The sequence below is a fragment of the Mesorhizobium sp. genome, assembly GCF_004962925.1.
Taxonomy (GTDB): domain Bacteria; phylum Pseudomonadota; class Alphaproteobacteria; order Rhizobiales; family Rhizobiaceae; genus Mesorhizobium.
Map to the genome: position 1 here is coordinate 79,756 of NZ_SUEO01000002.1, position 14,257 is coordinate 94,012.

Consider the following 14,257-nt stretch of genomic DNA (forward strand, 5'->3'; position numbering starts at 1 on the left):
AGCGCATTGAAGACGGCGCCGCCGACAGCCTCGCGCATCGTGCCGGGATTCGACGCCGCCGGCACGAAAGTGCCCGAAACCTGGCCGCGCCGATCTATATAGGCGCCGCCTACGGCCAGGATTGTCGGCGACTTCATCATGCCGGCGAGGAGACCATTGCTGTTGCCAGGTGGAGACTAGGTTGTCCGGCGGAACCCGGCAACCGGAGGCGCGATTCGGAAGATCCCAGCACGATCCTGCCGAGGAAGCGGGATACAGCCGGGGGTGAAAACACGAAACAAAAAAAGAACGAATCCGGATATTGTTTGTTTTTCAATCGCTTGACTCCTCTTGTCAGATGAGAACAAAAAAGGTACAAATTAATAAGGATTACGGATTGTCCGGCCTTCATTGACGACCAAGGGGTGATGTATCATGGCTCAGAATTCTTTGCGGCTTGTAGAGGACAAAGCAGTGGATAAATCAAAGGCTCTGGATGCGGCGCTGTCGCAAATCGAGCGTGCCTTCGGCAAGGGCTCGATCATGCGGCTCGGCGCAAACGAGCAGGTCGTCGAGATCGAAACGGTGCCGACCGGGTCGCTTGGCCTCGACATCGCGCTTGGCGTCGGCGGCCTGCCGCGCGGCCGCATCGTCGAGATCTACGGGCCGGAAAGCTCGGGCAAGACGACGCTGGCGCTACACACGGTAGCCGAGGCCCAGAAGAAGGGCGGCATCTGCGCCTTCGTCGATGCCGAGCACGCGCTCGATCCGGTCTATGCCCGCAAGCTCGGCGTCGATCTCGAAAACCTGCTGATTTCGCAGCCCGATACCGGCGAGCAGGCGCTTGAGATCTGCGACACGCTGGTGCGTTCCGGAGCCATTGACGTGCTGGTAGTCGATTCGGTCGCGGCGCTGACGCCGCGCGCCGAAATCGAGGGTGAGATGGGCGATTCGCTGCCAGGCCTGCAGGCGCGGCTGATGAGCCAGGCGCTGCGCAAGCTGACCGCCTCGATCTCGCGCTCCAACACCATGGTCATCTTCATCAACCAGATTCGCATGAAGATCGGCGTCATGTTCGGTTCGCCCGAGACCACGACCGGCGGCAACGCGCTGAAATTCTACGCTTCGGTGCGCCTCGACATTCGCCGCATCGGCTCGGTCAAGGACCGCGACGAGGTCGTCGGCAATCAGACCCGCGTCAAGGTGGTCAAGAACAAGCTGGCGCCGCCCTTCAAGGTGGTCGAATTCGACATCATGTATGGCGAGGGCGTGTCCAAGACCGGCGAGCTGGTCGACCTCGGCGTCAAGGCCGGCGTGGTCGAAAAGTCGGGCGCCTGGTTCTCCTACAATTCGCAGCGTCTCGGCCAGGGCCGCGAAAACGCAAAACTGTTCCTGCGCGATAATCCCGACACGGCGCGCGAGATCGAACTGGCGCTGAGGCAGAATGCCGGGCTGATCGCCGAGAAGTTCCTCGAAAATGGTGGTTCCGAAGGCGGAGACGATGGTTTCGAGGACGAAGCCGGCGCCATGTAAGGCTTCGGCGGTGGCCGGAGTTTGGCCATAATTCCTGCTCATCACCTGCAGCTCATGTAATCGAGTTCTGTATTGTTGCGTTTTCGAACCGCCGGCCTAGCGCCGGCGGTTTGCGTTTCGGCGGTGGCGCCGAGATGACCGGCAAGCACCGCAAATTGGCCCAATTCCGTGTTTCTGGACAGGGTGCAACGCGGCGGCTAAAAGGCCATGTCCATTTGCCGTCGGCCGGGCCGACGGCTCTCTCTAAAAGCTAAAAGGCAGTATTATTCATGAGTGGCGTGAACGAGATTCGGTCGACATTCCTCGACTATTTCCGCAAGGAGGGTCACGAGGTCGTCGCGTCGAGCCCGCTGGTGCCGCGCAACGACCCGACGCTGATGTTCACGAACGCCGGCATGGTGCAGTTCAAGAACGTTTTCACCGGCCTGGAAAAGCGACCCTATTCGCGTGCCACGACGGCTCAGAAGAGTGTTCGCGCCGGCGGCAAGCACAACGACCTCGACAATGTCGGCTACACCGCGCGCCACCTGACCTTCTTCGAGATGCTCGGCAATTTCTCGTTCGGCGACTATTTCAAGGAGCGCGCCATCGAGCTTGCCTGGAACCTGATCACCAGGGAGTTCGGGCTGAAGAAGGACAAGCTGCTGGTCACCGTCTATCACACCGACGACGAGGCTGCCGGCTACTGGAAGAAGATCGCCGGCTTTTCCGACGATCGCATCATCCGCATTCCGACCTCGGACAATTTCTGGGCAATGGGCGACACCGGACCTTGCGGGCCGTGCTCGGAGATATTCATCGACCGTGGCGAGCACATCTGGGGCGGCCCTCCCGGCAGCCCCGAGGAAGATGGCGACCGTTTCCTCGAATTCTGGAACCTGGTGTTCATGCAGTATGAACAGGTGACGAAGGACGAGCGCATCGACCTGCCGCGCCCGTCGATCGACACCGGCATGGGCCTGGAGCGCATGGCCTCCATCCTGCAGGGGGTGGAGAGCGTCTTTGAAACCGACCTGTTCCGTCACCTGATCGAGGCTGCGTCGTCCGCGCTCGGCCGCGGTCCGGATGCGGACACCGTCGGATCGTTCCGCGTGATCGCCGACCATTTGCGTTCGTCCTGCTTCCTGGTGGCCGACGGCGTGCTGCCGTCCAATGAAGGCCGCGGCTATGTGCTTCGTCGCATCATGCGCCGCGCCATGCGCCATGCGCAGTTGCTCGGTGCCCGCGATCCGCTGATGTGGCGCCTGGTACCGGCACTAGTGCGCGAGATGGGCCAGGCCTACCCGGAACTGGTGCGCGGCGAACAGATGATCACCGAGACGCTGAAGCTGGAGGAGACGCGGTTCCGCAAGACGCTAGTGCGCGGCTTGGGCCTGCTTTCGGAGGCGACGGAAAAGCTGGGTGCCGGCGACATGCTCGATGGCGAGACAGCCTTCAAGCTCTACGACACCTATGGCTTTCCGCTCGATCTGACGCAGGACGCTCTGCGTCAGCGCAGCATCTCGGTTGATCTTGCCGGCTTCACCAATGCGATGGAGCAGCAGAAGGCCGAGGCGCGCAAGAGCTGGGCTGGTTCCGGCGAGGCCGCGACCGAAACGGTGTGGTTCCCGGTGCGCGAAAAGAACGGCGCCACCGAGTTCCTCGGCTACGAGACCGAGCAGGCGGAAGGCATCGTCCAGGCGCTGGTCAGGGACGGCAAGACCGTTGACAGTGCCGCCGAGGGCGACGCGGTTGCCGTGGTCGTCAACCAGACGCCATTCTATGGCGAGTCCGGCGGCCAGATGGGCGATACCGGCCTCATTTCAGGCGAAGGGTTCTCGATCGAGATCTCCGATACGCAGAAGAAGGCCGATGGGCTTTTCGTGCATCTCGGCAAGGTGGTCAACGGCACGGTCAACACGGGCGCGACCGTCGAGCTGAAGGTTGACCATGCGCGCCGCTCCAGGCTGCGCGCGAACCATTCCGCGACGCATCTGATCCATGAAGCGCTGCGCGAGGTGCTGGGCACCCATGTCGCACAGAAGGGCTCGCTGGTCGCGCCCGAGCGTCTGCGCTTCGACATTTCGCACAACAAGCCGATCTCGCCTGACGAGCTCGAAGAGGTCGAGCGGATGGCGAACGAGATCGTCGTCCAGAACAGCCCGGTCACCACGCGGCTGATGTCGGTTGACGATGCCATTGCCGAAGGCGCCATGGCGCTGTTCGGAGAGAAGTATGGCGACGAAGTGCGCGTTGTTTCGATGGGCACGGGCTTGCATGGCGCCAAGGCCAACCGGCCCTATTCGGTCGAGCTCTGCGGCGGCACGCATGTCAGGGCGACCGGCGATATCGGTCTGGTGCGCATCGTGTCGGACAGCGCTGTCGCCGCCGGCGTGCGCCGCATCGAGGCGCTAACCGGCGAGGCTGCGCGCAGGCATCTCGACGAGCAGGACAAGCGGCTGAAGGCGGCTGCGGCGGCGTTGAAGATCTCGCCGGCCGACGTACCGGCGCGTGTCGAAGCGCTGCTGGACGAGCGCAAGAAGCTCGAGAAAGAACTGACCGAAGCGCGCAAGAAGCTGGCACTGGGCGACCGCTCGCCAGCCGGTGTGCCTGCGGAAAACGAAACCATTGCCGGTGTCGGTTTTCTCGGCAAGGCGGTCTCCGGCGTCTCGCCGAAGGATTTGAAGCCGTTGGCAGATGCCGGCAAGAAGTCGCTCGGCTCCGGGATCGTCGTCTTCGTTGGCGCCGGTGAGGACAACAAGGCGAGCGTCGTGGTCGGCGTCACAGACGACCTGACCAGCCGCTTCAGCGCTGTCGATCTGGTGCGCGTGGCGTCCGCGGCATTGGGCGGGCAGGGCGGCGGCGGCCGGCCTGACATGGCCCAGGCCGGTGGCCCGGATGCCTCGAAGGCCGAGGATGCGATTGCTGCGGTGAAGGCGGCGCTGGAAGCTGCGTGAACCTGCACCAGTAACGCGAGGCCGAAGTGGCAGCGGGGATGATGTGGCAACGTTGACCATGTATCAAGTCGACGCTTTTGCCGAACGGGCTTTCCAAGGGAACCCTGCTGCCGTTCTCATTTTGGAGGACTGGCTATCGGACGATGTGATGCAGGCAATCGCAAACGAGAACAATCTTGCTGAAACCGCGTTTGCGCGGCCGAATGGCGAGAGTTGGGATTTGCGCTGGTTCACGCCGGTTCATGAAGTCGACTTCTGTGGCCATGCTACTCTTGCGACCGCCCATGTATTGGCCGCGGAACACAATGTGCCTGGCGACATGGCCTTTGCCACGCGGGTGGGTGAGTTACGGGTTTCCCAGCGGGAAGGTGCCTACCAGCTCGATCTGCCGTGTTTTCCGCCGCAGCCGCTCGGAGGGAAGTTAACGCTGGCGTTGCAAGAGATATTTCCTCTGGGCACGGTTTCGAGCTTCCGCAATTTCGAAAACCTGTTTGTCGAGCTTGCCGACGAGGCATCCATATGGTCATTCGTTCCCGATCTGCTCAGGATCGGAACCCTTCATCCTCTTGGCCTGGTCATTACCGCGCCTGGGCGAGCCCATGATTTCGTCTCGCGTTATTTCGTGCCTGGAGCGGGCATTCCCGAGGATCCGGTAACTGGCTCCACTCATGCGACACTGGTGCCTTACTGGTCTAAAAAACTCGGCAAGGCGCATCTGTCGGCATTCCAATGCTCGCAGCGCGGCGGGCACTTGCTGTGTGACCTAGCTGGAGATCGCGTGCTGATCGTAGGTCGTGCGAAAACCTTCATGAAGGCGGAAATCTACCTTCCCGAATGAGCAACTGCCATTTGCCTCAGCCTGCCTTTTCAGTTCGGGAAAAGCTTGGACGCTGAGCTATGCGGGTCCACCAGTCGTGGATGTCGGCAAACTCCGCCAGCAGGCTTTGACCCTCGGCAACCTTGACGAAATAGCCGATGATCGGGGCGGCGTGCAGGTCGGCGAGCGTCAGCTCCGCTCCCAACAGCCATGGCCCCTCGGCTTTCAGCGATGAGAGCGCCTGTAGTGCCGTTCTCGCCTGCCGAAGTCCGGCGGCGATCAAAGCCTCGTCAGGCGCCGTCTTCTCCAGCCGCTCGACGGCGACATCCCAGACCATGGCCCGATAGGCATAGGCGTCGAGCATGCCGATGATCTGGTTCATGGTTGCGCGGTGTCGAGCATCGGCCGGTTGCAGCGCCGGCCCGTCGAAAGCCTCATCGACATAACGGGTGATCGCGCTGGTCTCGTAAAGCCGAAACCCGTCATGCTCGAAGGCAGGGATGCGACCGAACGGGTGATGGTCGAAATACCAGCGGGGAATGCCGTCCGCTGCGAAGACATCGACCGGCACAAGCTCATAATCGATGCCCTTTTCCTCGAGCACGAGGCGGACGATGCGCACATAGACGCTGTAATCCGCCCCGTAGACGACGGGCTTGTTCATCTCGTTTGGCCGTCAGGCCATCGCCTTCTGCAGGTTCTCGTCGATCTTGTCGAGGAAGCCGGTGGTCGAAAGCCAAGGCTGGTCGGGACCGATCAGCAGCGACAGGTCCTTGGTCATGAAGCCGGCCTCGACGGTCTGGATGCAGACCCTTTCCAGCGTCTCGGCAAAACGCTTCAGCTCGGCATTGTCGTCGAGCTTGGCGCGATGGGTGAGGCCGCGCGTCCAGGCGAAGATCGAGGCGATCGAATTGGTCGAGGTTTCCTCGCCCTTCTGATGCTGGCGATAGTGACGGGTGACGGTGCCATGCGCGGCCTCCGCCTCCACCGTCTTGCCGTCCGGCGTCATCAGCACCGAGGTCATCAGGCCGAGCGAGCCAAAACCTTGCGCCACCGTGTCCGACTGCACGTCGCCATCATAGTTCTTGCAGGCCCAGACATAGCCGCCCGACCATTTCAGGCTGGAGGCGACCATGTCGTCGATCAGCCGGTGTTCGTACCAGATCTTTTTCGCCTTGAACTCGGCTTCGAACTCAGCCTCGTAGACTTCCTGGAAAATGTCCTTGAAGCGGCCGTCATAGGCCTTGAGAATGGTGTTCTTGGTCGAGAGGTAGACCGGGTAGTTGCGCAGCAGGCCGTAATTCAGCGAGGCGCGGGCGAATTCGCGGATCGACTCGTCGAGATTGTACATTGCCATGGCGACGCCGGCCGCCGGCGCATCGAACACCTCATGCTCGATCACCTCGCCGTCCTCGCCGACGAACTTGATTGTCAGCTTGCCCTTGCCGGGAAAGCGGAAGTCGGTGGCGCGGTACTGGTCGCCGAAGGCATGACGGCCGACAATGATCGGCTTGGTCCAGCCGGGTACCAGCCGCGGCACGTTCTTCATGATGATCGGCTCGCGAAAGATGGTGCCGCCAAGAATGTTGCGGATCGTGCCGTTCGGCGACTTCCACATCTTCTTGAGCTTGAATTCCTCGACGCGCTGCTCGTCGGGCGTGATCGTTGCGCATTTCACGCCAACGCCATGTTTCTTGATGGCATTTGCCGAATCGATGGTCACCTGGTCGTTGGTGGCGTCGCGGTGCTCGACGCTGAGGTCGTAATATTCAAGCTTGAGATCGAGATAGGGGTGGATCAGCTTGTCCTTGATGAACTGCCAGATGATGCGGGTCATCTCGTCGCCGTCGAGTTCGACGACCGGGTTCGCCACCTTGATCTTCGCCATGGAAAGAATGCCTCATTGTTGGGGATCGAAACGGCCTTGCCCGCATGGCTTTCGGCCGGGGATGCGCCCGTATATCAAAGCATTTTTGGCCGCGCAAACGGCGATCCGCGCTAGTTGGCTTGACCGTGGCGTTTGGGCGTTCTCCGCGAAAGCTTCATTTTCGCGGCCGGATGTGGCAGGGGACGCTGAAATGCCGCAAACAGCAGTTCATTGACATCATGCAAGCCAGCAACGACATCCCTCCTGCCGCAGGCCCGGCGATCATCCTGGTTGAGCCGCAGCTCGGCGAGAACATCGGCATGGTCGCGCGCGCCATGGCGAATTTCGGCCTGTCCGAACTGCGCCTCGTCAATCCGCGCGACGGCTGGCCGAGCGAAAAGGCGCGCGCTGCCGCGAGCCGCGCCGACCATGTCATCGATGCCGTCACGGTCTTTGACGATCTGGCCTCGGCGGTTACCGACCTGAACTTCGTCTTCGCTACCACGGCGCGCGCGCGCGATAATTTCAAGCCGGTGCGCGGGCCGGTCGAAGCGGGCAGGGCGCTGAGAGTGCGCCAACGATCCGGACAGCGCACCGGCATCCTGTTCGGCCGCGAGCGGTTCGGGCTCTACAATGACGAGGTCGGCCTGGCCGACGAGATCGTCACTTTCCCGGTCGATCCCGCATTCTCCTCGCTCAATATCGCCCAGGCGGCCCTGCTGATGTCCTATGAATGGATGAAGTCGGGCCTGGAAGATGAAACGGAAACCAATTTTTCCAGCCCTGACATGATGCCGGCGACCAAGGAGCAATTGCACGGCCTGTTCGCGTATCTGGAAGGCGCGCTCGAAGCGCGCGGCTATTTCCGCCCGGCGCCGAAGAAGCCGAAGATGGTCGACAATCTGCGCGCGGTGCTGACGCGCGCCGGCTTTGCCGAGCCGGAACTCAAGGTGCTGCGCGGCATAATATCATCGCTGGACCGGTTTTCGCCGGCCATGCCACGCGGCGACGGATCGCCGGGCGATGATCCAAGACGGCTTCCTGCGGCGGCGGCACGCGCCGCGAAGGCAGACAAAGACTAGGCTAACCGCGAGTAACCGAATGTTATTTGGTAGGCTCCATCATTTCAGAATGATGGAGCCTCGGATGTGTGACCATCTTCCTGCCGTGGTCCTAGCCTTCTCTCGTAATCCCAGTCTTTTCTCCTAATCCCAGTCTTTTCTCGCAATCAATGACAATGACCGATCCCGCAAGTGCTCGCCCGATCCTAATGTTCGATTCCGGCATCGGCGGCCTGACGGTGCTGCGTGAGGCGCGCGTGCTGATGCCCGATCGTCGCTTCGTCTATGTCGCCGACGATGCGGCTTTCCCGTATGGCGCTTGGGAAGAACCGGCGCTGAGGGCACATGTTCTGGAGCTGTTCGGCAAGTTGCTCGACCGGTTTTCGCCGGCCATTTCGGTCATCGCCTGCAACACCGCCTCGACGCTGGTCATCGATGCGTTGCGCGAAAGATTTCCCGGCCATCCTTTCGTCGGCACGGTGCCGGCGATCAAGCCGGCGGCGGAACGCACGCGCTCCGGGCTGGTCTCGGTGCTGGCGACGCCCGGCACCGTCAGGCGCCAGTATACGCGCGACCTGATCAGCAAATGGGCTCAGAAATGCCACGTCCGCCTGGTTGGCAGCGACAGTCTGGCGGGGCTGGCCGAGGTCTATATGCGTGAGGGCTTTGTCGACGAAGAGGCCGTGCGCACCGAGATCGGGCCGTGCTTCGTTGAACATGATGCGCTGCGGACCGACATCGTCGTGCTTGCCTGCACTCACTATCCTTTTCTTGCCAACCGCATGCGCAAGACGGCACCTTGGCCGGTCGATTGGCTCGATCCCGCCGAGGCGATCGCGCGGCGGGCGCTCACGCTGCTCGCGGAGACCGAGGTCAGGATTCGCGGCGAGGCGTTGCCGGAAGGCGCCGATCTTGCTGTCTTCACCTCAAAGCGGGTTGATTTCCCGACTCGCCGCCTGATGCAGGGGTTTGGGCTGGCGATTTCCTGATACCTGGGAACATCACCCGGACCGACACGTTTCCTTCCTATTGCAACAGGAGAAACGATCATGCCAGCCACATCAAAGGCCCAGCAGAAAGCCGCCGGCGCGGCTTTGTCCGCCAAGCGTGGCGAGACCAAGAAGAGCGAGCTCAAAGGCCCTTCGAAGGGAATGTACAAATCCATGAGCGAAAAGCAGCTCGAGGAATTCGCCGAGACCAAGCGTAAGGGTCTGCCGGAGAAGAAATCGAAGCACTAGCCCGCCGCGCGTCCGACTTGCCGCATCCGCAGGGCGATCGGTCCGATCCCACGGTGACCAATCAAACGCCCGCGGTCGAAAACCGCGGGCTTTGACATTGATGTGTCGGAGACGTTCCCCTCAGGCCGAAGCCAGACTTACCAGCGCGAATGGCAGCGCCGTACCTTGTAGCGTATGACCTTGCGATGACCATGCCGCCACACCACTTTTTTCTTAACCACGATTCGGCAGATTTGCCCGTGCCCGTGCCCGTGCCCATGCCAATACCTGGCTTGGGCCGGTTCCGGCGCGATCGCCATCGAGCCGACCAGCACCGCTGCACCCGCCAACGTAAGGAAGAACTTCCTCATATAAATTCAGGCTCCTCTTGCTCCAGTCCCTTCCCAATGCCGCTGGCGTAGACCCCCGCCACATCCGGCACCGCATTCAACGTCGAGGACCGTATCCGCCTGCCATCATCGACGCCAGCCGCAAGCTTGACACCGCTTAAATCTCCGTTTAATCAACCCACCAACACCGGGCCGCAACGCCCGGTGGTTTCTTTATGTGCGCAAGACGTTTGGGAAGCGCTCTATTTCCCAGTCTTGTGTAAAATGACGTGTCCCGTGGGCTTTCCGCCGCGTTGCGTGGGAAAACCCTGTCAGGTCTCGAAAACGGGGGCCAGAGGAGGGCGCGTTTCCTTCACCCGGACCATGAGGTTCCGGGTGTACTGTTTTGAAAGGGAATGCGATGAGCAAGCGCGAATCCGCGAAATACAAGATCGACCGCCGTCTCGGCGAAAACATCTGGGGCCGCCCGAAATCCCCAGTCAACAAGCGCGAATACGGTCCCGGCCAGCACGGCCAGCGCCGTAAGGGCAAGCTTTCCGATTTCGGCCTGCAGCTGCGTGCCAAGCAGAAGCTGAAGGGTCACTACGGCGACGTTTCGGAAAAGCAGTTCCGCAAGGTCTATGAAGAGGCGGATCGCCGCAAGGGCGACACCTCGGAGAACCTGATCGGCCTGCTCGAGTCGCGTCTCGACGCGGTCGTCTACCGTTCCAAGTTCGTGCCGACCATTTTTGCCGCTCGCCAGTTCGTCAATCACGGCCACATCAATGTCAACGGCAAGCGCGTCAACATCGGCTCGTACCGCTGCAAGCCGGGCGACGTCATCGAAGTGCGCGAAAAGTCGAAGCAGCTGGTGATCGTCCTGGAATCGGTAGGCCTGGCCGAGCGCGACGTGCCTGATTACATCGAAGTCGACCACAACAAGATGACCGCGACCTTCGGGCGCATCCCCGGCCTGTCGGATGTTCCATTCGCCGTGCAGATGGAACCGAACCTGGTCGTCGAATTCTATTCGCGCTGATCGATTTCAGCGTCTGCAATACCACCGAAGGCCGCCGTCGAGGCGGCCTTTTCTTTTGGCATCCGAAAATCGATTTCGATTTTCGGGCCGATGCGCTAATCCGGGCAGCAACAAGGATTTTGAGGCCGACGCGCCATGAACATGCTGCCAGACGCCAAAGCACTTGAACCGATTGCCGATGCCGCAGGCGGCTTTCATCCGCTGTTTGCCGATGTGCCGTCCTCCGTCGAGTTCAACAAGCTGCGCAAACGTCTGCTGCGTCTCGCCCGTCAGGCGATCGACGATTTTTCGATGGCGATTTCAGGTGATCGCTGGCTCGTCGCGTTGTCGGGCGGCAAGGATTCCTACGGTCTGCTCGCTTTGCTGCTCGACCTCAAATGGCGCGGGCTGCTGCCGGTCGAGCTGTTGGCCTGCAATCTCGACCAGGGCCAACCGAACTTTCCAAAACACATATTGCCCGACTATCTGAATAAATATGCCATTCCGCACCGCATCGAATATCGGGACACCTATTCGGTGGTGACCGACAAGATCGCCGAGGGCAACACCTATTGCTCGCTGTGCTCGCGGCTCAGGCGCGGCCATCTCTACCGCATCGCGCGGGAGGAGGGTTGCTCGGCACTGGTGCTCGGACACCACCGAGAGGACATACTAGAAACCTTTTTCATGAACCTGTTCCATGGCGGCCGGCTCGCAGCCATGCCGCCAAAACTGCTCAACGACGACGGCGACGTCATGGTGCTGCGGCCGCTCGCCTATTGCGCCGAGGCCGATCTCGAAAAATTCGCCGGCGCCATGAAATTCCCGATCATCCCGTGCGATCTGTGCGGCAGCCAGGATGGCTTGCAGCGCAACGCGATGAAGGTGATGCTCGACGACTTGGAAAAGCGCATGCCCGGCCGCAAAGACACGATGATCCACGCCATGACCAATGTGCGGCCCTCGCATCTGCTCGACAGAAAGCTGTTCGATTTCGCCGCCCTCAACGAGACCCTCACCACAAGGCAAGACGCTCCCGATGACATTTGACGATACCGCGATCGACTGGATTGCCACCCTTCTGTCCGACGCCGCCATTGCCGAGATCATGCCGCGTTTTCGCCGGCTGGATGAGGGCGACGTCCGCCAGAAAACCTCGGCAGCCGACCTTGTGACGGAGGCCGACGTGAATGCCGAGCGGCTCATCACCGTCAGGCTGCGTGAGCGCTATCCCCAGGCGATGATCATCGGCGAAGAGGCATGCTCCGACGATCCGGCGCTGCTCCATGGTCTCGGCGACGCCGATCTCGCCTTCGTCGTCGATCCAGTCGACGGCACCTTCAATTTCGCCTCCGGCGTGCCGCTGTTCGGCGTCATGCTCGGCGTCGTGGTGAAGGGCGAGACCGTCGCCGGCATCATTCACGATCCCGTCGGCAAGGACTGGCTGATCGGCGCCAAGGGCGCTGGCAGCCATATACGGCATGCGCATGGCACTCTGGAGAAGGTGCATGTCGCCGAGCCTGCACCGATCTCGCAGATGACCGGCGCGGTTTCCTGGCAATACATGCCCGAGCCGGAACGGTCACGGCTGGCGCGCAACCAGACGAAATCCCTATCGCGGTTCGGCTATCGCTGCGCGGCTCACGAATACCGCCTGCTGGCGAGCGGCCACGCCCACTTCGTCGTCTACAACAAGCTGATGCCGTGGGATCATCTGGCCGGTGTGCTGATCCATGCCGAGGCAGGTGGTTACGCGGCGCGTTTCGACGGCAGCGCTTATCTGCCTTCGCATGTCGGAGGTGGCCTTCTTGTCGCACCGGACGAAGAAAGCTGGCGCGAACTGCGCCGCGAGCTCTGGGCGGAATAGGCCGTTCGGCATCGATTCGGTTCAGGCCACGCCCGACCCATCTCGATTAGCCCGAGTTGCGCTCGATACCATTCCGATTTTCCCGGTCATGCGTAGGCGGAGCTGACGCCCAGGTTTCCGCGATGGCGACTATAGCGGCATTGATCGGTCCGCTCGGAATCGTCGGCATCACTGACGCGTCGACGATGAAGACGTTGTCGAAGCCGTTCAGCCGCAAATCCGGGTCGACGACTGCATCGGCATCCCCGCCCATCCTGCACGTGCCGGCAGGATGATGATGTGTGGAGGCAGCGCTCGCGATGAAAGCGTCAAGATCGGCGTCCGACCGCACCGGCGATCCCGGCAGGACTTCCACGTCGCGCCACTCGTCGAGCGCTGCATGATGACCAATCGTGCGCGCCGTCTTCAATGCCAACCGGAAAACCGCCCGGTCGTGTTCGGTTTCGAGATAATGCGGGTCGATGATGGGTGCATCGTTTCGGCCCGGCCCGCTCGGTGCGATGCGCCCACGGCTGGTCGGATGGGTGACGCCGCTTAGAATCGTGAAAGCCGGCCATAGGGCGGGGCACTCAGACCCTCTGCGGCTGATGGAGCGACGACGCAGGCGAGCACGATATCGGGGCTTCCCGTCGAACGGGTCGGATCGCTGCCGTGCAGGTACATCAGCGATTCCGAGTGCTGCAGGCGCGACGGCGGCAGCGGTTTTTTGGTGCTGTAGACATTTCCAAGGACCAGCAGATGGTCCTGCAGGTTGCGGCCGACATCGCGTCGGTCGGCCAGGCAGCGTATCCCCGCTTGCTTCAGCGTATCCGCATCGCCGATGCCCGATCGCATGAGGATGAGCGGCGAGGACAGCGCGCCGGCACAAAGAACGATCCTGTCGGCGGAGATCGTCATGCTCTCCCCGTCGCACACGACAGCCACACCCGTGGCCCGCTGGCCCTTCAGCACGAGATGCTCAACCTCGTGGGCCGTGAGCAGAGCGAGGTTCGGTCGCTCTATCACCTCCGGCGGCAGATAGGCATCGGCGACGCTCAGCCGCTTGCCGGCGCGGATGTTCAGCGAATTGGGGCTCGTGCCGGCCAGCTCGCCGCTGTTGTGGTCGGTCAGGACGGGGATCCCCATAGCCTGTCCGGCGGCCATATAGGCGCGGACGACGGGGCTGACTTCCGTATCCGGCAGATAAATATCCAACGGTCCGCTGCGGCCGCGCGACGGCGCATCGAAGGCGGTGAAAGCTTCGCTGCGGACAAAGCCCGGCAACAAGCCCGAAAAGGACCAGCGCTCGCCGCCGGCTGCCGCCCAGGGTTCGAAATCATCGGGATGACCACGCACATAGGCCATGGCATGCAGGCAGCTCGAACCGCCGACGATCTTTCCGCGTGGCCATTCATGCACGCGGTTTGCGGTAAAGGGTTGCGGCACTGTCCGATAGGCCCAGTCATAGGTGCGGCCTTGCAGCACCGTCCATTTCAGCGGGTCGGCGATATCGGGATCGGACGGCATCATCCCGGCTTCGATCAGGCCGACCTGGCAGGATCTGTCCTCGCTTAGCCGGCTAGCTATAACCGAGCCGGCAGATCCCGCGCCGACGACCAGCACGTCGAAATGACGTTTCACTTTTGAAGACCCC

General features: G+C 61.8%; 13 protein-coding genes and 1 pseudogene. 9 read left to right on the top strand and 5 right to left on the bottom strand.

Annotated features, from left to right (window positions below; genetic code table 11):
- Positions 1-140, bottom strand: a pseudogene (locus tag E5W87_RS01285) (carbohydrate kinase); the annotation flags it as partial.
- 274 nt (positions 141-414) lie between these two features.
- On the opposite strand from E5W87_RS01285, the gene recA reads away from it, so the two are divergent.
- The 3 genes from recA to E5W87_RS01300 all read left to right on the top strand — a co-directional run bounded on the left by recA (position 415) and on the right by E5W87_RS01300 (position 5,286).
- Entirely contained in the window at positions 415-1,512 is a 1,098-nt protein-coding gene (gene recA, locus E5W87_RS01290) for a recombinase RecA (RefSeq protein WP_008875470.1), read from the top strand.
- A 269-nt stretch (positions 1,513-1,781) separates the two neighbouring features.
- Positions 1,782-4,448: an alanine--tRNA ligase gene (gene alaS, locus E5W87_RS01295; RefSeq protein WP_292393212.1), complete on the top strand. Its 2,667-nt coding sequence runs from the start codon at positions 1,782-1,784 to the stop codon at positions 4,446-4,448.
- Positions 4,449-4,506: 58 nt separating this feature from the next.
- On the top strand, positions 4,507-5,286 hold the full coding sequence (locus E5W87_RS01300; RefSeq protein ID WP_292393214.1) for a PhzF family phenazine biosynthesis protein: 780 nt from the start codon (positions 4,507-4,509) through the stop codon (positions 5,284-5,286).
- 16 nt (positions 5,287-5,302) lie between these two features.
- Here E5W87_RS01300 and E5W87_RS01305 read toward each other — a convergent pair whose 3' ends face one another.
- Both E5W87_RS01305 and E5W87_RS01310 read right to left on the bottom strand, forming a co-directional pair.
- Positions 5,303-5,929: a glutathione S-transferase family protein gene (locus E5W87_RS01305; protein WP_292393216.1), complete on the bottom strand. Its 627-nt coding sequence runs from the start codon at positions 5,927-5,929 to the stop codon at positions 5,303-5,305.
- Positions 5,930-5,941: 12 nt separating this feature from the next.
- On the bottom strand, positions 5,942-7,153 hold the full coding sequence (locus E5W87_RS01310) for an NADP-dependent isocitrate dehydrogenase (RefSeq protein WP_292393219.1): 1,212 nt from the start codon (positions 7,151-7,153) through the stop codon (positions 5,942-5,944).
- Positions 7,154-7,371: 218 nt separating this feature from the next.
- Between E5W87_RS01310 and E5W87_RS01315 the strand changes: the two genes are divergently transcribed.
- From E5W87_RS01315 to E5W87_RS01340, 6 genes are all read left to right on the top strand, one after another.
- Positions 7,372-8,214, top strand: a complete 843-nt coding sequence (locus tag E5W87_RS01315) for an RNA methyltransferase (RefSeq protein ID WP_292393220.1) — start codon at positions 7,372-7,374, stop codon at positions 8,212-8,214.
- 155 nt (positions 8,215-8,369) lie between these two features.
- Positions 8,370-9,182, top strand: a complete 813-nt coding sequence (gene murI / locus E5W87_RS01320; RefSeq protein WP_292393222.1) for a glutamate racemase — start codon at positions 8,370-8,372, stop codon at positions 9,180-9,182.
- A gap of 60 nt (positions 9,183-9,242) precedes the next feature.
- Positions 9,243-9,431, top strand: a complete 189-nt coding sequence (locus E5W87_RS01325; RefSeq protein ID WP_095490797.1) for a DUF3008 family protein — start codon at positions 9,243-9,245, stop codon at positions 9,429-9,431.
- Positions 9,432-10,160: 729 nt separating this feature from the next.
- Positions 10,161-10,778: a 30S ribosomal protein S4 gene (gene rpsD / locus E5W87_RS01330; protein WP_095489591.1), complete on the top strand. Its 618-nt coding sequence runs from the start codon at positions 10,161-10,163 to the stop codon at positions 10,776-10,778.
- A gap of 135 nt (positions 10,779-10,913) precedes the next feature.
- Positions 10,914-11,807, top strand: a complete 894-nt coding sequence (gene ttcA / locus E5W87_RS01335; protein ID WP_292393225.1) for a tRNA 2-thiocytidine(32) synthetase TtcA — start codon at positions 10,914-10,916, stop codon at positions 11,805-11,807.
- A complete protein-coding gene (locus E5W87_RS01340) occupies positions 11,797-12,624 on the top strand; it encodes an inositol monophosphatase family protein (protein ID WP_292393227.1) in 828 nt (275 codons plus the stop codon). The genes ttcA and E5W87_RS01340 overlap by 11 nt, the downstream gene beginning before the upstream one ends.
- 46 nt (positions 12,625-12,670) lie before the next feature.
- Here E5W87_RS01340 and E5W87_RS36005 read toward each other — a convergent pair whose 3' ends face one another.
- Together E5W87_RS36005 and E5W87_RS01345 are read right to left on the bottom strand one after the other, a co-directional pair.
- Entirely contained in the window at positions 12,671-13,228 is a 558-nt protein-coding gene (locus E5W87_RS36005) for a GMC oxidoreductase (protein WP_367118785.1), read from the bottom strand.
- Complete coding sequence (locus E5W87_RS01345) at positions 13,159-14,244, bottom strand: GMC family oxidoreductase (RefSeq protein ID WP_367118784.1); 1,086 nt, start codon at positions 14,242-14,244, stop codon at positions 13,159-13,161. Before E5W87_RS01345 ends, E5W87_RS36005 begins: the two co-directional genes overlap by 70 nt.
- Positions 14,245-14,257: the final 13 nt, after the last annotated feature.

Coding starts and splice junctions, on each gene's coding strand:
- E5W87_RS01300 (WP_292393214.1), top strand. CDS start 4,507: ATGTATCAAGTCGACGCTTTTGCCGAACGGGCTTTCCAAGGGAACCCT.
- E5W87_RS01315 (WP_292393220.1), top strand. CDS start 7,372: ATGCAAGCCAGCAACGACATCCCTCCTGCCGCAGGCCCGGCGATCATC.
- murI (WP_292393222.1), top strand. CDS start 8,370: ATGACCGATCCCGCAAGTGCTCGCCCGATCCTAATGTTCGATTCCGGC.
- E5W87_RS01310 (WP_292393219.1), bottom strand. CDS start 7,153: ATGGCGAAGATCAAGGTGGCGAACCCGGTCGTCGAACTCGACGGCGAC.
- rpsD (WP_095489591.1), top strand. CDS start 10,161: ATGAGCAAGCGCGAATCCGCGAAATACAAGATCGACCGCCGTCTCGGC.
- recA (WP_008875470.1), top strand. CDS start 415: ATGGCTCAGAATTCTTTGCGGCTTGTAGAGGACAAAGCAGTGGATAAA.
- E5W87_RS01340 (WP_292393227.1), top strand. CDS start 11,797: ATGACATTTGACGATACCGCGATCGACTGGATTGCCACCCTTCTGTCC.
- alaS (WP_292393212.1), top strand. CDS start 1,782: ATGAGTGGCGTGAACGAGATTCGGTCGACATTCCTCGACTATTTCCGC.
- ttcA (WP_292393225.1), top strand. CDS start 10,914: ATGAACATGCTGCCAGACGCCAAAGCACTTGAACCGATTGCCGATGCC.
- E5W87_RS01325 (WP_095490797.1), top strand. CDS start 9,243: ATGCCAGCCACATCAAAGGCCCAGCAGAAAGCCGCCGGCGCGGCTTTG.
- E5W87_RS01305 (WP_292393216.1), bottom strand. CDS start 5,929: ATGAACAAGCCCGTCGTCTACGGGGCGGATTACAGCGTCTATGTGCGC.